This is a genomic window from Nonomuraea sp. NPDC052265, from assembly GCF_044547985.1.
GTDB lineage: Bacteria > Actinomycetota > Actinomycetes > Streptosporangiales > Streptosporangiaceae > Nonomuraea.
The window spans coordinates 114,635-133,163 of the sequence record NZ_JBIUBJ010000014.1 but is presented as its reverse complement, the minus strand read 5'-3'; the positions used below and the strand labels follow the sequence as shown (position 1 = coordinate 133,163).

The window sequence follows — 18,529 nt, the reverse complement described above, 5'->3', positions numbered from 1 at the left end:
GAGTAACGACATGCGCATCAAGGTGACCGCGCTCGGCCTGGCGGGCGCGCTGGCCCTGGCGGCCTGCGGATCGTCCGCGGAGCCGCAGGACGGCCCCGTCTCGTTGCGAATGACGATCTGGACCGGCAACGAGGCCCACCTCAAGCTCTTCAACGACATCGCGGCCGAGTACCGGAAGACCCACCCGAACATCTCGGTCAAGTACGACACCCTTCCGGTGGAGACCTACACCACCACGCTGACCACCCAGATGGCCGGCGGGAACGCTCCCGACCTGGCCTGGATCTTCGAGAACGCGGCCCCCGACTTCGTCAGCTCCGGCGCGCTCGCACCCCTCGGCAACCTGGTCAAGCCCGAAGAACTCGTGCCCAGCACCACCAAGCTCTGGCAGAAGGACGGCACGCTCTACGCCTACCCCTTCTCCACCTCGCCCTTCGGCGTCTTCGTCAACACCGACCTGCTCAAGCAGGCCGGGCAGAGCGTGCCCGCGAAGGGCTGGACGTGGGACGAGGCCGTCAAGATCGCCTCGGCCGTGCAGAAGAAGACCGGCAAGGCCGGCCTGGTCGTACGCGACTTCGACTACAAGGGCTGGGACAACCTGGCCTCCGTCTGGGGCGGCTGGGGCGCCGAGGCCTGGAGCGAGGACGGCGGGACCTGCGGGTTCGGCAAGCCGGAGATGGTCGAGGCGATGCGCTTCCTGCACAAGGCGATCTTCACCGACAAGGCCATGCCCGCCCCCGGCACCACCGCCGACTTCTTCGCCGGCGAGGCCGGGATGACGATCACCCAGATCTCCCGCGCCTCGCTGCTCAAGGACGGCGCCTTCGCCTGGGACCTGGTGACGCTGCCCACCGGCCCGAAGGGCGAGTACAGCGTGATCGGCCAGGCGGGCATCGGAGTGATCAAGAAGTCCAGGAACGCCCAGGCCGCCGCCGACTTCCTGTCCTTCTTCACCAACCCTGACAACTCCGCCAAGCTCGCCCAGTTCTTCCCGCCGCCCCGGCAGCCGCTGCTGACCGCCGACTCCCTCGCCAAGAGCAACCCCCTGCTCAAGCCCGAGCAGCTGCAGAAGGTCGTGGTGGACGGCATCGCCGCCGGGCGCGTCAAGCCCAGCCACGTCGGTCAGGCCGAGATCGGCCAGGCCGTCCGCGCCCGGCTGGACCAGCTCTGGCTGCCGGACGCCGACCCCGCCGCGGTGATGAACGACGTGTGCGCCGCCGTCCAGCCGATGCTGGCGCCGTGATGGCGGTGTCCCTGACCCGCCGGGCACGCGGCGTCACCCGCGGGGGCTGGTGGACCGTCCGGCGGCGCGACCACCTGCTCGGTTACCTGTTCATCGGGCCGCAGCTCGTGGGCAGCCTGCTCTTCGTCTTCCTGCCGCTGGCGATGGTCGTCTTCTACAGCCTCAACGAGTGGAACGTCCTGGCCGACACCTTCGGCTTCGTCGGCGCCGACAACTACCGGCGGCTGCTGAGCGACCCCAACGTGCCGTCGGTGCTGGCGGCCACCGGGCTCTTCTCGGCCGGGCTGGTCGTGGTCAACCTGGCGCTGGCGCTGCTGCTGGCCGTCCTGCTGAACCAGCGCCTGCGCGGCACCACCCTGTTCAGGACGCTGTTCTTCTCCCCGGTGGTCGTCTCGCTCGTGGCCTGGACGATCGTGTGGGGCTTCCTGCTGCAGGACAACGGCGGCCTCAACGCCATCCTGCGGGTGCTCGGCGTCGAGGGCCCCAACTGGCTGCGCACCGGCTCGTGGGCGATGGTCTCGGTCATCGTGGTCCAGGTCTTCAAGAACGTCGGCCTCAACATGGTGCTCTTCCTGGCGGCGCTGCAGGGCGTGCCGAAGGAGCTGTTCGAGGCGGCCCGGCTGGACGGCGCCTCGGCCTGGACCCGGTTCCGCCGGATCACGCTGCCCATGATCAGCCCGACCGTGCTGCTCACCTCGATCATCACGGTCGCCGGGTCGTTGCAGGTGTTCGCCCAGATCGCGGTGCTCACCCAGGGCGGCCCCGGCACCTCGACCACCGTGCTCGTCTACTACCTGTACCAGCAGGCCTTCCAGTTCCACCACTTCGGTTACGGGGCCACGCTGTCGGTGCTGCTGTTCGTGATCGTGCTCGCCCTCACCCTGTTGCAGTGGCGCATGCGCAGGAAGTGGGTGTTCCATGAGGCGTAAGACCCTGCTGTACGGCCTGCTGTGCGTGCTCTGCCTGCCGTTCGTCTTCCCGACCTGGTGGATGGCCACCTCGTCGCTGAAGCCGGTGAGCGAGATCTTCGCCTTCCCGCCCTCGCTGTGGCCCGGCCGGCCCACCCTGGAGGCCTACCGGCAGGTCTTCGAGCTGCAACCGTTCGCCCGCCAGTACTGGAACAGCCTCTACATCGCCGTCGTCGTCACCGTCGGCACGCTGGCCGTCTCCGCCCTGGCCGGCTACGCCTTCGCGCGGATCCGCTTCCGCGGCTCGAACGTGCTGTTCGTGATCGTCCTGACCGGCCTGCTGATCCCGAGCGAGGTGACGATCGTCCCGCTGTTCCAGCTCTTCCACGGCTGGGGGCTGACCGACACGCACTGGCCGCTCGTCCTGGTGCCGATGCTGGGCGCGCCCAGCGTGCTGGCCACGTTCATCATGCGGCAGTTCTTCCTGGTGCTGCCCCGCGAACTCGAAGAGGCCGCCGCCGTGGACGGCCTGGGACGGTTCGCCACGTTCCGGAGCATCGCGCTCCCGCTGGCCCGCCCCGCCCTCGGAGCCGTGGCGATCTTCACCTTCCTGCACAGCTGGAACCTCTACCTGGAACCCATCGTCTTCCTGTCCAGCCCGGAGAAGTTCACCCTGCCCCAGGCCCTGACCCAGTTCGTCGACGCGTACGGCGGCCCGATGTGGAACGTCCAGCTCGCGGCCGCCTCCATGACGGCGCTGCCGGTGCTGGTGGTCTTCGTCCTGGCCCAGAAACAGTTCGTCGAGGGCCTGGCCCACACCGGCCTGAAGGGATGACCGACCCCGCGGGCGGCTTGAGGTGTTCGGTGGTCAGCTCGCCGAGCGCGCTCCCGGCCGCCTCCGCCGAGTCGCGATGGTGGACGGCGACCCGGTCACCCTGGGCGGCGAACGCCATGGCGACCGCCCTCCCGGTGTCGGCCGCCGGGTCAGCCGCCGTGTTCGGCCCAGTCGTGCAGGGCGTCGACGGTGCCGGAGGCGTCGAGGTTGAGCGCCGCCTCGATCAGCGCCAGATGCGTGAACGCCTGCGGATAGTTCCCCGCCATGTGCCCGTCGCCGGTCATCTCCTCGGCGAACAGCCTGAGCGGCTCGGCCCGCGCGCACAGCGTCTCGAACCGGTCGCGGGCCTCGGCCGTGCGCCCGGCCAGCACCAGCGCCGACACCATCTCGAACGAGCACATCAGGAACGCCGCCTCCGGCCCGTCCACCCCGTCGCGGGTGGTCTCGGGGTCGTAGCGGTGCACGAGGGCCCCGCCCTCGCCCAGGCGCGACTGGATGTGGTCGAGCGTGCCGAGCACGCGGGGGTCGTCGCCGTCCAGGAAGCCGAGCAGCGGCAGCCGCAGCAGCGAGCCGTCGGCCTGGTCGGAGCCGTAGGACTGGGTGAAGGCGCCGACGCCGGCGTTGTAGCCGCGTTCGAGCAGTTCGTCCCGGACGGCCTCGCGCTCGGCCCGCCACCCGGCCAGGGGCAGGCCGCGCTCGCCGGCCGCCTCCGCCAGCCGGACCGCGCGGTCGAAGCACACCCAGGCGTACAGCTTGGAGTAGGTCCAGTGGCGTTCGCCGCCGCGTACCTCCCAGATGCCGGCGTCCGGTTCCCGCCATCGCTCGCGGGCCCGCTCCACCAGCCGCCACAACACCGGGCCGCCGCTCAGCTCGCCGGTCACGCCGTGGTAGGCCATGGCCGCGTCGAGGATGTGGCCGTAGCTGTCGAGCTGGTGCTGCCCGGCCGCGCCGTTGCCGATGCGCACCGGACGCGAGCCCGCGTACCCCTCCAGATGGCCGAGGACGGTCTCCTCCGCGACCGGCCCGCCGGCGACGCCGAACACCGGCGGCAGGTCCCCCTCGTGGATCGCGCACTGCCCGAGCAGGAACGTCAGGTAGCGGCCCGCCTCCTCACGATGGCCGAGCCGCAGCAGCGCGAGCACCATCAGGGCGGCGTCGCGGTGCCACACGTACCGGTAGTCCCAGTTGCGCGGCCCGCCCAGCCACTCCGGCAGCGACGTCGTCGGCGCCGCGAGCAGCCCGCCGCTCTCGTCGAACAGCAGCCCGCGCAGCACGATCGCGCTGCGCCGCACCTGCCGCGCCCCCACCCCGCCGTACGCCGACCGCGACGACCACGAACGCCACGACCGCACCGTGGCCTCCAGCAGCCGCCCGGGATCGCGGACGGGCGCGTGACCCTGCCCCGCGTAGTCGAGCGCGACCGCCCACGACTCGCCCGCGCCGAGCGTGGTCTCGGCCACCGGCCCCGGCGTGCCGGTCAGCAGCAGGCCGGACTCCTCGGCCAGCACGCCGTCACGCGCCGTCCAGCGGGCCTCGCGGGTGGCGTAGTCGGGCCTGGCCAGCACCCGCGAGCGCACGACCGCCCGCCCGCGCTCGCACCTGGCCCACCGCACCAGCAGCCGGACGGGCACCACGCCGTCGCCGCCCGCCTCGGGCAGGGCCGTGGCGAAGAAGTCGTGCACCACGACCTCGCACTCGCGCCCGACCCAGCGGGTGCGCAGCACCAGCGTCTCCTCGACGTAGGCGCGGCCGTCCACCCGCGCGCCCGCCACGTCGAACTCCCACGCCCCGCCGACCCGCCGGTCGAGGACCCGGGCGAACACGCTCGGGCCGTCGAAGCGCGGCGCGCACATCCACTCCACCGCCCCGCCGGGCGCGACGAGCGCCGCCGTGTGGCAGTCCGACAGGAACGCGTACGCCCCGATCGGCGGAAATCCCCCGGCCATCCGTGCACCCCGTACCCCTTCATCGCGCCCCCCGTGCCGGGTTGCCCGATGTCGTCGCAGGTTAAACGGGGTGCGCGGGCAGCCGGCGGTCGAGCAGCAGCGCGCCGCGGCCGGGCAGCAGCGAGGCGCCCCACTCGCGCAGCGCGGCCGGTGCGGGGCCGCCGGCGTCGGCGGTGTCGAGCAGGTCGGCCCAGTCGAGCAGCGACTCGGCCAGCATGAGCGGCACCCCGCTGCGTTCGTGCACCTCGGCGGCGGCCTCGAAGTGCTCGCTCGCCCGCCGCGGATCGCCCATCGTCACGCACAGGTGGGCCAGGTAGTGGTGGCCGCAGTGGTGGGCGACCGTGCCGTGACCGAACGTCTCGCCGTCGGCGGCCAGCGAGGCGTACAACCGCTCGGCCAGCTCCGGACGGCGCAGGTGCGCGGCGGCCACGGCCAGGTTGTCCAAGGCGGGCCGGTGGGCCATGTTGCGCGGCGGCACGCCGCCGCGGTCGGCCAGGATGCGGTCCAGCAACGGCCCGGCCTCCTCGTCGCCCATCTCGCACAGGTAGCGCAGCACGGCGTGCACCGGGTCCACCCGGGGCGCCTGGGCGGCGCGGCGCAGCCGGTCGCGCAGCTCCCACAGCCGCCCCTGGAGGCGGCGGATCTCGGAGATCTGCTCGGAGTAGATGGCCACGGCCTCCAGGCGGCGGCCGATCTCGGAGCCGAGCCGCATGGCCGACATCGCCTCGGACTCGGCCTGGGCCAGGTCGCCCTGCATGAGCGTCAGGCCCGCCCTGGAGTAGCCGATCAGCCAGTTGAGCTGCGGCTGGGCCAGCCGGCGGGCCAGCTCGTCGGCCTGGTCGAGCAGCGTCGCGGCGCGCGCGGTGTCGCCGCTGTCCAGCACGGGCGGGGTGCGCTGCACGTAGGCGTGGAACAGCGCCAGGTCGTCGCCCGTGCGGCGGGCCGCCTCCAGCATCTCGTCGCCGTCGCGGTGGCGCTGGTGCAGCGGGTCGGCGGGGATGATCGTCAGGCTGCGCATGCCGAGCACGCTGGCCAGCGTGCGCGGGTCGCCCGACTTGCGGGCCAGCGCGACCGCCTCGTCGCTCAGCGCGAAGCGCCGCTCGCCGTCGGGCGCCCAGATGAGCTCGGAGGCGAGCTGGGCGGCCAGCAGCGCCCGCGTGCTCAGGTCGGTGGAGTCCACCAGCCTGCGCGCCTCGGTCAGCAGCGCGATGCGGCGCTGGTCGGGGGCGGCGGAGATGCTGGAGAAGCCGCGGTCGCCGCCGAGCGCGGCCACCACGATCAGGTCGTCGCGCCCGCACTCCCTGGCCAGCTCGGCGGCCTGGTGCAGGGTCTCCCTGGCCTCCGGGTGCCCGGCCAGCCACATCGCCCGCCCGCAGTCCATCAGCAGCTCGGCGCGCCGCTCGGGGGAGGCGCCGGGGAAGTCCTCCAGCAGGCCGAGCACCCGCTGGTACCAGGTGACCGCCTCGCGGTGGGCCAGCCCGGCCAGCGCGTGGCGGGCCGCCTGCCCGCCCGCCTCGGCGGCCTCGGCCGTCCGGCGGGGGTCGCGGCCGTGCTCGGCGGCGGCCAGCAGGTGGGTGGCCACGACGTACGGGCGCGACTCCATGGCCTGCGGGTCGGCCCGGCACAGGGCGTCGGCGACCCGGCCGTGCAGCAGCCCGGCGCGCGGGGCCGACAGCGTGGCGTACAGGGCGGTACGGGTCAGCTCGTGGGAGAACTGGCACTGGCCGCCGTCGGCCATGGTCACCAGGCCCGCGCCCATGGCCTCCTCGACGGCGGCCACGAAACGCGCCTCGTCCAGGCCGAGACCCAGGCGCAGCGCGGCCGACTCCATGCGTTCGGCCACGGCCAGCAGGCTGACCAGGTCGCGGGCGTCGGGGTGGAGCTGGGCCAGGCGCGCCCGCACCATGCGGGTGACCGAGTCGGGGACGGTCAGCGCGTCGAGGTCGGCGCCCGCGGCCAGCTCCCTGGCCACCTCGGTGACCAGGAACGCGTTGCCGCCGGTGATCCGGTAGAGCAGCTCGGGGTCGCCGTCGCTGCGCACCTCCGACAGGGCCCGGCTGACCTCGTCCATGCCGAAGGAGGAGACCTGCACCACGCGGCCGTCGGCGGTCAGCTTGTGCAGCTCGGGCATCGCCGACTCGACGGGCACCGGGCGCGAGGTGGCCAGGATCAGCAGCGGCAGCGAGTCGGCGTCCCACATCAGGGAGTGCAACATCTGCAACGACTCCAGCGTCGCCCACTGCAGGTCGTCGATCACCAGCAGCACCGGCCGCACGGTGGCCAGGCGCTCGATCAACGTACGGGCCGCGGCCATCAGGTGGTAGCGCTCGGAGACAGGCTCGGTGGCGGGCGGCACGGCCAGCGACAGCGGGGGAGCGGCCAGCGAGGGCGCGAGCCGGACGAGCTGCCCGCACTGCTGGCCGACCCCGGCCCGCAGCAGCAACGCCGGCGAGGTGCGGGCCAGCCGCTCCACCGCCCCCGCGATCGGCTCGTACGCCTGCCGCGCCGGATCGGTGCACCGTCCCGCCAGCACCGTGAACTGCCGCTTGAGCGCCTGTTGCGCCACGACCGAGGCCAGCCGCGTCTTGCCGACCCCGGGATCGCCCTGGAGGATCACCAGCCCGCTGCCGAACTCGGCCGCCCGCAGCTCCTCCTCCAGCGCCCGCAGCTCCTCGTCCCGGCCGACGAACGGCAGCACGTGCCCGCTGTCCAGCCAGGGTGCCAGGCCGCCGGCGTGCTGGTTGTCGGCGTTCTGCCAGTGGAGCTCGTAGGTGTGCATCGGCTCACGCAGGCCCTTGCCCGGCAGCCGGCCGAGGTCCTTGAACTCGTGGCGGCTGCGGCCCTGGGCCAGGCGGCGCACCAGGTCGGTGCAGAGCACCTGGCCGCCCTCGGCCACCGCGACCAGGCGGGCCGCCTCCACCGTGGGCAGCCCGCTGACGTCGTCGTCCCCCCAGCACACGTCGCCCGACGCCAGCGCGGCCCTGATCGAGATCTTCTCCAGCGCCCGCTCGTTCTCGGCCGCGACGGCCTGCTCGACGGCGATGATCGCGTCGAGCCCCGCCGTGGCCGAGCCGAACACCGCCATCAGCCCGTCGCCCAGGCTCTTGGTGAACGTCGAGCCGCTGGCCGTGACCACCGAGTGCAGGAGCTGGTAGAGGCGGCGGAAGACGACGTTGGCGCGTTCCTCGCCGAGCCTGATCCGCATGGCGGTGGAGCTGACCACGTCGGTGAACAGGATGGTCGCCGTGGTCAGAGTGCCCGGCTCGTGCGGGATGCTCACGCGGGCGGTCCCTCCCTCCGCACGGGGGCTCTGGCGGCCTTGCCGACGCTCTTCCGCACGCCCTTGCGGACGTTGTGGCGGAGCTCACGCGTCCGGCGCGCCGCCTTCGACTGCTTGACGCGCCACTGCGAGGCCAGCTCCTGCGGGATCTGGAAGGCGGCGTGGCCGCCCGAGTGGCGGTCGATCATGGCGATGACGATGTGCTTGCCCGCCCGGCGCACCAGCCAGCGCACCACCGCGTCGACCGGGCCCATCAGGCGGCCGTACCGGTTGCCGGCCCTGGCCACCGCGAACAGCGCGTTGAACCACCACGCCGGCGGCGGCACGTCGAGCAGCGCCGGGACCTGGGCGGCGTTGTAGCGGGCGTCGCGGAAGACCCAGTGCACCAGGCTGCGCGGCAGCTTGCGCCAGCCCAGGTGCATGAACTCCTCCATCTCCGCCAGCAGCACGGCCATCAGCCTGCGGCCCTCTTCGCTCGACTCGTACAGGCGGCCGAGCCGTTCGCTGACCGGCGGCACGTCATCCAGGGTGAGCGGCCGGTCGCGGCACGCCTCGACGCCCATGAGGTGGCCGAAGACGCTCCACGTGTACAGGTGGGCGGCCCTGTCGTCGTCGGTGAGGCGCACCCCCATGCTGTCCAGAGCCTCCCACGTGACGACCGAGAAGTCGAAGATGGTGGCCAGCAGCAGTTCCTGGTTGACCGGCGGGCCGAACCTGGCGGTGTCCCAGTCGTCGCCGAAGTGCTCGGTGGCCAGCGCGCGCACGAACGAGTGCAGGATGCGCAGCCCGATCGCCGTCGTGTGCCCCGGACGGCCCGGGGTCAGGCTGTCGGTGGCCTTGAGTCCCATGACGTCCACCAGCATCTGGCCGGTTTCGGCGACCCGGCGGGTGAGGCTGTGGGTGGCCAGGTCGGACACGCCGGCCAGCACCTTGGCGCTGGAGATCTCGACGTAGGCCATGGGCAGGCACTTGCAGAACAGCGCGACCGCCTGGTACAGCCCGTAGTCGGAGAAGACGGCCTGTCCGCGGGCCAGCAGCTCCGCGTCCTCGCCCCACTCGGGCAGGTCCTTGTTGAAGTCGATGGCGTCGAAGATGGCCGAGGGGCCGGTCTCGCCCGAGGGCGCCCGCGCCTCCCGCTTGGCCCGGCCCAGCTCCACCACGACCGCGCGCAGCATGGACAGGGCGTTCTCCCCGTCGGGCCTGGACTCCAGGTAGCCGGCCACGATCTTGTCGATGTCCGGGTCGGCCTGCTGTCGTAATTGCCGGAACCGTTCCGCCGGCCAGCGCTCGGCGGCGGCGCTCTCGTGCTCGTTCATGTTGCCCGTACTCCAGATCGGGTCAGAGGCCCCCGCGTTTGCGCAGTGCCTCGACGTCCAGCAGCGTGATGGTCCGGCCCTTGACGGCGATGAGGCCGCGGGCGGCGAGCGACTGCAGGGCCCGGTTGACCGCCGGCCGCGACGCGCCGATGAGCGCGGCGAGGTCCGACTGGGTCAGCCCCGGCATGTCCACGACCGGGCCCTGGGCCTGGCCGCGCTTGACCGACAGTTGCAGCAGCAGCTTGGCCAGGCGCCCGCCCAGGTCGAGGAAGGCCAGGTCGGCGGCCTGCCCGGTGAGCCGGCGCACCATCTGCCCGAGCATGCGCAGGAACTCGTCGGCGAGCCCGGGATGCTCCCGCATCAGCTCCAGCAGCCGCGCCCTGGGCAGCGCGAAGATCCAGCAGGGGCGCACGGCGATGATCGACGCCGAGCGCGGCGAGTCGTCCAGCAGCGCCATCTCGCCGAACGTCTCCGCGCGGCCCAGCATGTTGAGCACGATCTCGTCGCCGTGCTCGGTGGTGAAGACGACCTTGACCAGGCCGTCCAGCAGCACGTACAGGGACTCGCCGGGGTCTCCCTGGTGCAGGATGATCTGCCCGTTGCGGTATCTGCGCGCCACCCCGGCGCGTACGGTGCTGACGATCCCGGCCTCTCCCAGCACACGGAACAGCGGCACCTCCGCCAGTACGGCGGCGACCGCCTGGACGTCGTGCGGAACCGCCCCGCTGCTGGCGCTCATGGAAGAACTTTAGGACGCCAACGACGATCGGGCAGTAAGTGGTAAGCGATCTCCCGAATGTGACGAGCGCCACACCCGCACTGTGTCGTCCGCGACAGTGCGCGAAGGTCGCCGGGAGCACCGTTGGGGGGCCGGCCGAACGAGGTTGACCCCCAAGGACCCCGGCCGGCGGGGAGACGATGATGCAGTTGGATACGTTGGAGCGCCGCGACACCGCCACCCTCGTGTCGGACGCCCAGGAGGGCGACGCCCGGGCGTGGGAGCGGCTGGTCGAGGAGTTCACGCCGATGCTGCGGTCGAGGATCCGGCGCTTCAGGCTCGGCCACGAGGACGCCCAGGACGTGCTGCAGACCACCTGGATGCTGGCCTGGCAGAACCTCAAGAGCGTGGCCGACCCCCAGCGCATGCCCGGCTGGCTGGCCACGATCGCCTTCCGCGAGTGCCTGAAGCTGACCAGGCGCACCCGCGAGATCTGCACGCCCGACCTCGACACCCTCGGCAGCACGGACGACGTGGACAGGGAACTGGCCAGGATCTGGCTGGCCGGCACGCTGGAGGAGCTGGTCGAGGAGCTGCCCACGGCCCAGCGCGTGCTGTTTCGAGCACTCACGGAAACCTCCGAGCCGCACTACGTGGACGTCGCCCGCAGGCTGGGCCGCCCGGTCGGCAGCATCGGCCCCACCCGGGCCCGCTGCTTCGCCAAGCTGCGCGGCCTCCTGCAGGACCGCGAGATCACCAGGGACTTCCTGGACTGAGTCCTACTTTCCTGACCTCTCAAGAGGGATCGCCTCCAGGAAGGGCTCGAAGTCGAAGCGCGCCATCTCGTAGGCGTCGGGGTCGGTCTCCTCGGGGAAGGCGTAGACCCTGCGCCGCATCCCGGGGAGCAGCCGGGCGGCCCCGGGCTCCTCGGGGACCGGCTCCGGCAGCGTGCCGCGGGCCGTCTCCGCCTCCAGGGCCGCGGTGAGCTCCGGCCCGAACGGCGGGTCGTACAGCGCGCCCACCCGCTGGTAGGTGCGGAAGTAGCCGACGATGAAGCGCATGCGGTCGGGGTAGGAGACCCAGTCGGCCACCCCGGCCGTGGCCTGCTCGACGTCGTCGGGGATGAACTCCTCGGCGAGCTTGCGCACCTTCTCGTTCCTGATCGGCCGCCAGGCGAGCGCCATGTCCACGCCCGGGGGCGGGGTGAGCGGCCGGCCGACCTTGATGTCGCTGAGCGGCGTGCTCACGGCGAACAGGTGGCGGGTGTACAGCGAGGACCACTTGGCCTCCAGCACCCGCGTCAGCCACGGCTGGTCCTCGTGCCGGGCGCTGAACAGGGGGAAGCGGGGGAAGGGCCGCCGGGTCACCAGCGAGCGCAGCGACCGCCACGACACCCGGGTCAGCCACCGCACCGGCCGGTACAGCACCAGCTCCAGAGCCTTCTGCGCGCGCTTCTGCTCGTACGCCGACAGCGCCACGCTGGCCCCGAACATCAGCTCGGCCCGCTCGTCCGGGTCGGTGGCCGCGCGCGCCTCGGTCAGCAGCCGGGCCGCGTCCCGCAGGTAGCGCTCGTCGGCCTCCTCCAGCAGCCCGGACAGGAACTCCGGCGGCATCGGCGTGTTCTCCGACTTCGGGCTCACCTTGACGTAGCAGTCGGGCGTGCCGTTCCACAGGTTGGCCGCCAGGCTCGCGGTCTCCAGGAAGATCGCCCGGTTGGCCAGCGCCAGCCCGAGCTGGTAGCTGGGGCCCAGCAGGGTCAGCAACGTGGCGCGGAACAGGCGGCGCAGGCGCGCGGGCACGTGCAGCCGGTCGCCGAAGCCCGTCAGGAAGGGGGAGCCGGGGGTCAGGTCGAGGCTCTCGCCGACCGCCTTGGAGGTCCATTTGGCGTAGCAGTACCAGTTGGTCGCGTCCTGGCCCAGGTGCTGGGCGAGGTCCCCGGCGACGCGGTGGTAGCCATGGGCGATGACCATGGCCTCCAGAGCAGGGTTCCTGTCCTTGCAGGCGGCGATGCGGAGCACGTCGTCAGCCGTCATCGGGGCGCCTGGCGCGAGCGCTTGTTCCACGTCGGACATGGGGTCTCCCGTCAGTGGTCCCCCCTGGGACCGTCGATCCTCACCGGGTCAGAGCGCGTCCGGTGACGTGAGATACAGGGCGGCGGTCTCGCATTGCCCCGTGACCGCCGGCCCGGAGCGTAGGGCGGGTGACTTGCGGTGTGCTTGCAGGGCGCCGGGGCCTCCGGCGCCGGCCGCCCCGGGAGGGGCCCGGGGCGGCGGCCGTCATTCCTTCACCGATATCTTGCTGATCACGACGAAGCCGCCGAGCGCCCCCGCGGAGCCGGCGGCCGTCGTCGTCGTGAGGTTGACCACCAGGTCATAGGTGCCGGGGCCGAGCTGGCCGCGCATCGGGACCGACGCGGTGTAGCGTCCCGATCCAGGGGTGAAGGTCATCTCCACGGGAGGCGTGGGATGACGGGTCTCACCACCTCCCAGCAGGTCGGCGATGATCTCCAAGTGCCACCGTCCAGCCAGCCAGTCGACCAGCTCGCCGGCGACCTCCCAGCTCACGTCCACGGTCCAGCCCTCGCCGCATCTCACGACGTTCGTGGGCTGGGCGCCCGGGTCGACAACCTGGCCGTGCAGAACGCCGCTCAGTTGCTCGGCCGGGACCTTCATCACCTGGAACTCACCGGTCGCCATGTCGCTGTCTCCTTTCCGGGGGGAACCAGGTCCCCGTACGGAGAGGCAGAGCGGCAGGGCGGCCAGGTAAATACCGGGTGTATTCAAGGACACAAACGGGCCCGCCGGACGTCGGCCGGCCACCGCGCAACCGGCGCTCCCGCCCTGGCCGACTACGGTGAAGGCATGATCCACGACCGTCCGGCCGGGCCCTCCGGCGCGTCTGCGGCCCGGCTCGCCGCCGACTGGCTGGCGCTGGCGGGCGGCTCGCCGGCCGCGCGGGCCGCCGGCGCCGAGCTGATCGCCCGCTGGGCCGAACCCCACCGCCGCTACCACACCCTCGGCCACCTCGCCGCCGTGCTGGCCGCCGTCGACGACCTGGCCGGGGAGGCCGCCGACCCCGCCGCGGTGCGGCTGGCCGCCTGGTTCCACGACGCCGTCTACGACGGCAGGCCCGGCTGGGACGAGGAGCGCAGCGCCCAGCTCGCCCAGGCCCGCCTGCCGCGCTGCGGGGTGCCGCCGGCCCGGGTCGCCGCGACCGCCAGGCTGGTCCGCCTGACCGCCGCCCACGACACGGTGGCCGCCGGCGACCGCGACGGGGCCGTGCTGTGCGACGCCGACCTGGCCGTGCTGGGCCGCCCCGGCTACGACGCCTACGCCGCCGACATCCGCCGCGAGTACGCGCACGTGCCCGACGGCCTGTTCCGGCAGGGCCGCTCGCAGGTGCTGCGCAGGCTGCTGGCCGCGCCGCGGCTCTACCGTACGGACCGGGCCCGCGAGCTGTGGGAGGAACACGCCCGCGCCAACATGAACGCCGAACTGACCCGCCTGGAACGCGGCTGAGTACGGCTCAGGGCGTGTGGCGCTTGCGGCGGCGCAGACCGGCGGCGATCAGGCGGCGCAGCAGCTCGCGCGAGCTGACCGGCTCGGCGCCCAGCGACACCGCCCGCGCGTGCACGGTCTCCGGCACGTCGTAGTGATCCCGGTCGAAGGCCCGGCCCGGCACCCCGAGCCGCGCCGCGAACGCGTGGAGCTCCTCCAGCGAGCTGTCGCTCACCAGGTGCGACCACATCAGGCCGCGCGGCCCCGGCCAGTCGGGGGGATCGATCAGAACCGTCACGCCCTCAAGGGTAGGACCCTGCCGCGCACGCTCAACTCGCCCAGATCGGGCACCACGACGTGCGCGCCGTGCCCGGCCAGCGCGGCGGCGTCGCCCGGACCGTCGCGGGTGACCGCGACCACCAGCCCGAAGCCGCCCTTGCCGCCCGCCTGGACGCCCGGCAGCGCCGCGTCCACCACGGAGGCCCGGCCGGCGGGCAGCGCCAGACGGCGTACGGCCTCCAGGAACAGGGCGGGGTCCGGCTTTCCCGGCAGGTTCATCAGAGCCGCGTCGCCGCCGTCCACGACCACGTCGAACAGGTGCGCCACGCCCGCGGCGGTCACCAGCCTGCGGCCGTGCAGGCTGGCCGAGACGGCGGCCGTGCGGGCGCCCCTGCGGCGCAGCTCGTGCAGCAGCGCCACGGTGGCGGGGAAGGCGGCCACGCCGTACTTGTCCACCTGCGCGATGAAGATCTGGTCCTTGGCCAGGCCGAGCCCGTGGACGGTGGGCGCGCCGGGCTCGTCGTCGGGACCGCCCTCGGGCACGGCGATGCCGCGGGAGGCGAGGAAGGTGCGGACGCCGTCGAGCCGCGGCCGGCCGTCGACGTGCCGGAGGTAGTCGTCACGGATGTCGAACGGCTCGGAGCGGCCGCGCAGGAAGGCGTCGAAGACGTGTTTCCAGGCGGCCGCGTGCCCGCGGGCGGTGTCGGTGACCACGCCGTCGATGTCGAACACGACGGCGCCGATCGAGGCCAGGTCGATGACGGGCTCGTTCACCCTGTGAACGTAACCGCTCTACCAGGCGACGGGTAGTTCCTTGACCCCGTAGACGATGGCCAGCTCCCGGAACGGCACCTCGCCCGAGACGCGCAGGTCCGGGAAGCGGCGCAGCAGGGCGGGGAAGGCGATGCGCATCTCCATCTGGGCGAGCGGCGCGCCGATGCAGCGGTGGATGCCGTGGCCGAAGGCCAGGTGCGAGCCGGCGGTCTCGCGGCCGGGACGCACCTCGTCCATGTCCGGGCCCAGAGAGGGGTCGCGGTTGGCGCCGGTCAGCGAGCACAGCACCATCTCGCCCTTCTTGATCGGCACACCGTGCAGCTCCAGGTCCTCGCGGGCGAAGCGCGGGAAGGCCACCTGCACGACCGTCATGTAGCGCAGCAGCTCCTCGACCACGTCGTTGACGTAGCCGTCCACCTCGCGCACCTTGGCGGCCTGCTCCGGGTTGCGCATGAGCCACAGCGCGCCGAGCGCGAGCATGCTGGTGCTGGTGTCGTGGCCGCCGGTGAGCAGGCCGTCGGACATGCTGGCCAGCGTGCGGTCGTCGAGGTCGTCGCCGTGCTCGCGCAGGAGCTGGCCGAGCAGGCCCTCGCCGGGGTCGCGCCGCTCGCGGGCGACCAGGTCCACCAGGTACGCCATCGCGTCGTTGATCGCCTGCAGGGACGCCTCGGGGCCGGCCGACAGGTCGAAGCGGTCCTTGCTGATCTTGACGAAGTCGGCGCGCTCCTCGTACGGGACGCCGAGCAGCTCGCACACCACCAGCGACGGGATCGGCAGCGCGAAGTCCTCGACCAGGTCGGCGGGCGGGCCCTTGGCCTCGATGCGGTCCAGGTGCTCCTCGACCATGGCCTCGATGCGCGGCTCCAGCCGGCGCAGGCGGCGCATCGTGAACTCGGGGGTCAGGTACTTGCGCAGCCGCGTGTGCTCGGGCGGGTCGCGGAAGCCGAGACCGCCCGGGTCCTCCTGGTTGGAGCCGAGGCCGGAGATGCCGGCGAAGTCGTTGCTGAACCGCTCGTGGTCGCCGAGGACACCGCGCACGTCCTCCCAGCGCGTGACCAGGTGCACGGTCTGGTCACCGGGGATCTTCATGGGGAAGACGGCGTGCTCGGCCCGGATGCGGCCGAGCTCGGCGACCGGGTCGAAGTCCTCGCGCATGAACTGGACGAAGGGGAACTCTGAGTCAGACATGGATATCCGTCCTGCTGGGATACATCACACTATGTTGGGATAAATCCCTCGGTAGATGGTCCCATCCGGACGGGCGGCTGTTGCCCTCCGAAAGGACGAAATTGCCGCTCACCCTCACGTCCCACCTGGTCGCCCGCCCGGTCGTCCATCTGGCCGCTCGTCCGGCCGCTCGTCTGGCCGTCCATCTGGTTGGCCGCCCGGTCGTCCGTCCGGCCGCTCGTCGGGTCGCGCGTCCGGTCGCGCGTCCGGCGTGGCCGGGGTGTGCCGGGCTCTTCGCGGCGCCTCGGGGGAGGGGGTGGCCGGGCTGAGGCCCGGTCCGCGGTTCGGTGTCCCGCCGGCGGGAGCGCGGGGGCGGCGAGGTCGCACGCTCACGATCCCCTCCTTTCACCTCATTGTGCGGCGCGTCGCGGGGTGCCGACTAGCCACAACCCCCTTCCGGTACGGCGTGTGTCACAGGAACCGGTGGGAGACAGGGGAAATCGGTGGCGTTTGGCGTACAAGGGGGCGACAGTCTGCGATGATCTCGTCGCAAGACAAGCTGGAGTTGAGCCTCGCGGATAGTGACTAATGCCGACATTTGAGGAAATAGCAGCCTTCGTCGCCGAGAAGCCGTTCGCCACCGCCGTCATCGCCCTGCTGGGCCTGGCCGGGCTCGTGCTGGCGTTCTTGGTGCTCAGGATGGCCTGGCGGGCAGGCACCTGGTTATTCGCCCGCTACGTCGCCCCCCGTCCCGTCGAGGACGTGCTCACCGTCGTCGCCGCCTCCATCGCCACCGGCGTGTCCGCCCAGGGCATGTGGCGCTTCTCCGGAGACGTGCTGGGCCTGGACGGACCGCTCCGGCTGCTGCTGTTCGCCTTCATCGAGGTCGCCATCATCACCTCGGCCGTCCGCGCCCGCCGCAACATGCGGGAGAACTTCTCCGCCGGCATCGACGGCATCGCGGTCTGGGCGCTGACCTGCCTGACCGCGGTCCTGTCCAGCATGGACGCCCGCAGCGTCCCCGAGGCCCTCTTCCGCCTGGCCGCCCCCCTGGTCGCCGCCTGGCTCTGGGAACGCGGCATGGCCATCGAACGCCACCGCATCCGCGGCACCGGCCGCATCAACTGGCGCCTGACCCCCGAACGCCTGCTCGTCCGCATGGGCCTGGCCGAGGTCAGCGACCGCACCGCCTCCGAGGTCGACGCCCACCGCCGGCTCACCCGCGTGGCCCTGGCCGCCAAGCGCGCCAAGGCGCTGCGCGAGAGCGGCGCCTCCGAGCGCAAGATGCGCGCCGCGCTGGCCAGGCTCGACAAGGCCATGGACCAGGCCGTCGAGCACACCGGCCTGGCCGTCGACCAGGGCCGCCAGGAGGCGCTGCTGGCCCAGATCGCCGCCCTGTACAACACCACCGCGCTCATCGACGCCGACCCGCGCGTGCCGTGGGAGCCCGAGGCCGACCACCGTCCCGTGCCCGCCCGCCCGGCGCTGCCGCCCGCGCTGGCGGAGCTCGTCGAGGACGAGGACGAGGACGTCGAGGTGTTCGACGCCACCCCCCAGGTCGTCGACACCGCCCAGCGCGCCGCCCAGATCAGGGCCGCCCGCGAGTTCTGGGACCGGCAGATCGCCAAGCGCATCGTGCCGCGCTCGCTGGACATCGCCCAGGAGATCGGCATCCCGCTGGTCACCGCGCGCGAGTATCGTGCCCTGTGGAAGCTGGAGCCGCAGGCGCACGCCCTGATCGAGGCTCTGTACCAGCAGCACGGCATCGTCGACACCGGAGCCTTCCCGGCCATCGCCGACGACGGGCGGGTGCTGGCCAAGTAGGGGGAGCTCGTTTGCGGGAGCGCACGCTCGAACGCGTCAGGAAACTCCTGGCCAAGGCCGAACGCACGGACAACGAGCACGAGCGGGCCACCTTCCTGGCGGCGGCCACCGCCCTGATGGCCAAGTACGGCATCGACTCCCTCCCGCCGCCAGGCACCCGCCAGACCCCCGGCGACCGGATCGTCACCCTGCCCGCCCCCTGGGCCAGGGAGAAGGCCCGCCTGGTGAGCCTGGTCGCCCAGGCCGTACGCTGCCGCCCGCTGCTGATCGGGCGCGGCGACGGCGGCCAGCGGGTGCACGTGTTCGGCTTCGCCGCCGACCTCGAACGCGCCGACCTGCTGGCCACGTCGCTGTTGTTGCAGATGGCCTCCGGCCTGGCCCGCGTACGGCCGCCGGGCGAGCTCGCCGCCGCGCGGGCCTACCGGCGCTCGTGGCTGCTGGGGTTCACCGACGAGGTGTACCGGCTGCTGCGCGAGGCCGAGTCGCGCGCCGAGAGCGAGGCCGAGGCCGCCGGGGCGGGCACCGAGCTGGTGCTGGCCGACCGCCGGGCCGAGGTGGACGTGGCGGTGGCCGCGCACTACCCGCGCATCCGCATGTCGGTCCCGACGACCAGCGGCACCGGCTACCGCGCGGGCGTGCTGGCGGGCCGGCACGCCGACCTCGGGCGCACCGGCATGTCCACCGCCACCGCCCGCGAGCTGCCCCGCTGAGGCGAGCCGCCCGCGCCGAGCCGAGACGCCCC

16 protein-coding genes are annotated in these 18,529 nt (G+C 72.8%); 7 read left to right on the top strand and 9 right to left on the bottom strand.

The genetic code is table 11. The annotated features are described in order from the left end of the window. Positions 1 to 10 precede the first annotated feature (10 nt). The 3 genes from ACIHAD_RS33235 to ACIHAD_RS33225 are packed head-to-tail and all read left to right on the top strand — an operon-like array spanning position 11 to position 2,986. On the top strand, positions 11 to 1,243 hold the full coding sequence (locus ACIHAD_RS33235) for an ABC transporter substrate-binding protein (protein ID WP_397358649.1): 1,233 nt from the start codon (positions 11 to 13) through the stop codon (positions 1,241 to 1,243). Further along, on the top strand, positions 1,243 to 2,172 hold the full coding sequence (locus tag ACIHAD_RS33230; protein ID WP_397358770.1) for a carbohydrate ABC transporter permease: 930 nt from the start codon (positions 1,243 to 1,245) through the stop codon (positions 2,170 to 2,172). The genes ACIHAD_RS33235 and ACIHAD_RS33230 overlap by 1 nt, the downstream gene beginning before the upstream one ends. Continuing rightward, positions 2,162 to 2,986, top strand: coding sequence for a carbohydrate ABC transporter permease (locus tag ACIHAD_RS33225; protein WP_397358648.1), 825 nt, complete (start codon positions 2,162 to 2,164; stop codon positions 2,984 to 2,986). The genes ACIHAD_RS33230 and ACIHAD_RS33225 overlap by 11 nt, the downstream gene beginning before the upstream one ends. Positions 2,987 to 3,135: 149 nt before the next feature. On the opposite strand, the gene ACIHAD_RS33220 is transcribed toward ACIHAD_RS33225, so the two are convergent. The 4 genes from ACIHAD_RS33220 to ACIHAD_RS33205 all read right to left on the bottom strand — a co-directional run bounded on the left by ACIHAD_RS33220 (position 3,136) and on the right by ACIHAD_RS33205 (position 10,267). Further along, a complete protein-coding gene (locus tag ACIHAD_RS33220) occupies positions 3,136 to 4,932 on the bottom strand; it encodes a glycoside hydrolase family 15 protein (RefSeq protein WP_397358647.1) in 1,797 nt (598 codons plus the stop codon). A gap of 61 nt (positions 4,933 to 4,993) precedes the next feature. After that, positions 4,994 to 8,212 (bottom strand): ATP-binding protein, encoded by a 3,219-nt coding sequence (locus ACIHAD_RS33215; RefSeq protein ID WP_397358646.1) that lies wholly within the window; start codon positions 8,210 to 8,212, stop codon positions 4,994 to 4,996. Then, positions 8,209 to 9,528 (bottom strand): oxygenase MpaB family protein, encoded by a 1,320-nt coding sequence (locus tag ACIHAD_RS33210; protein ID WP_397358645.1) that lies wholly within the window; start codon positions 9,526 to 9,528, stop codon positions 8,209 to 8,211. Before ACIHAD_RS33210 ends, ACIHAD_RS33215 begins: the two co-directional genes overlap by 4 nt. A 22-nt stretch (positions 9,529 to 9,550) precedes the next feature. Further along, positions 9,551 to 10,267, bottom strand: a complete 717-nt coding sequence (locus ACIHAD_RS33205) for a Crp/Fnr family transcriptional regulator (RefSeq protein ID WP_397358644.1) — start codon at positions 10,265 to 10,267, stop codon at positions 9,551 to 9,553. Positions 10,268 to 10,446: 179 nt separating this feature from the next. Between ACIHAD_RS33205 and ACIHAD_RS33200 the strand changes: the two genes are divergently transcribed. After that, positions 10,447 to 11,022, top strand: a complete 576-nt coding sequence (locus ACIHAD_RS33200; RefSeq protein WP_397358643.1) for an RNA polymerase sigma factor — start codon at positions 10,447 to 10,449, stop codon at positions 11,020 to 11,022. A 3-nt stretch (positions 11,023 to 11,025) separates the two neighbouring features. On the opposite strand, the gene ACIHAD_RS33195 is transcribed toward ACIHAD_RS33200, so the two are convergent. Both ACIHAD_RS33195 and ACIHAD_RS33190 read right to left on the bottom strand, forming a co-directional pair. Then, on the bottom strand, positions 11,026 to 12,279 hold the full coding sequence (locus ACIHAD_RS33195; RefSeq protein WP_397358642.1) for a hypothetical protein: 1,254 nt from the start codon (positions 12,277 to 12,279) through the stop codon (positions 11,026 to 11,028). A gap of 243 nt (positions 12,280 to 12,522) precedes the next feature. Continuing rightward, positions 12,523 to 12,942, bottom strand: a complete 420-nt coding sequence (locus ACIHAD_RS33190; protein WP_397358641.1) for a hypothetical protein — start codon at positions 12,940 to 12,942, stop codon at positions 12,523 to 12,525. Positions 12,943 to 13,107: 165 nt separating this feature from the next. On the opposite strand from ACIHAD_RS33190, the gene ACIHAD_RS33185 reads away from it, so the two are divergent. Continuing rightward, positions 13,108 to 13,764: a metal-dependent phosphohydrolase gene (locus ACIHAD_RS33185; protein WP_397358640.1), complete on the top strand. Its 657-nt coding sequence runs from the start codon at positions 13,108 to 13,110 to the stop codon at positions 13,762 to 13,764. A 7-nt stretch (positions 13,765 to 13,771) separates the two neighbouring features. Here ACIHAD_RS33185 and ACIHAD_RS33180 read toward each other — a convergent pair whose 3' ends face one another. Genes ACIHAD_RS33180 through ACIHAD_RS33170 form a run of 3 tightly spaced genes read right to left on the bottom strand, consistent with a single transcriptional unit; the run spans position 13,772 to position 15,984 of the window. Next, on the bottom strand, positions 13,772 to 14,041 hold the full coding sequence (locus tag ACIHAD_RS33180) for a DUF4031 domain-containing protein (RefSeq protein ID WP_357964134.1): 270 nt from the start codon (positions 14,039 to 14,041) through the stop codon (positions 13,772 to 13,774). After that, positions 14,038 to 14,796: an HAD family hydrolase gene (locus ACIHAD_RS33175; RefSeq protein WP_397358639.1), complete on the bottom strand. Its 759-nt coding sequence runs from the start codon at positions 14,794 to 14,796 to the stop codon at positions 14,038 to 14,040. The genes ACIHAD_RS33180 and ACIHAD_RS33175 overlap by 4 nt, the downstream gene beginning before the upstream one ends. 18 nt (positions 14,797 to 14,814) lie before the next feature. Further along, on the bottom strand, positions 14,815 to 15,984 hold the full coding sequence (locus ACIHAD_RS33170; RefSeq protein WP_397358638.1) for a cytochrome P450: 1,170 nt from the start codon (positions 15,982 to 15,984) through the stop codon (positions 14,815 to 14,817). A gap of 567 nt (positions 15,985 to 16,551) precedes the next feature. Between ACIHAD_RS33170 and ACIHAD_RS33165 the strand changes: the two genes are divergently transcribed. Both ACIHAD_RS33165 and ACIHAD_RS33160 read left to right on the top strand, forming a co-directional pair. Next, positions 16,552 to 17,787 (top strand): hypothetical protein, encoded by a 1,236-nt coding sequence (locus tag ACIHAD_RS33165; protein ID WP_397358637.1) that lies wholly within the window; start codon positions 16,552 to 16,554, stop codon positions 17,785 to 17,787. Between the two features lie 11 nt (positions 17,788 to 17,798). After that, a complete protein-coding gene (locus tag ACIHAD_RS33160; RefSeq protein WP_397358636.1) occupies positions 17,799 to 18,497 on the top strand; it encodes a DUF2786 domain-containing protein in 699 nt (232 codons plus the stop codon). Positions 18,498 to 18,529 lie beyond the last annotated feature (32 nt).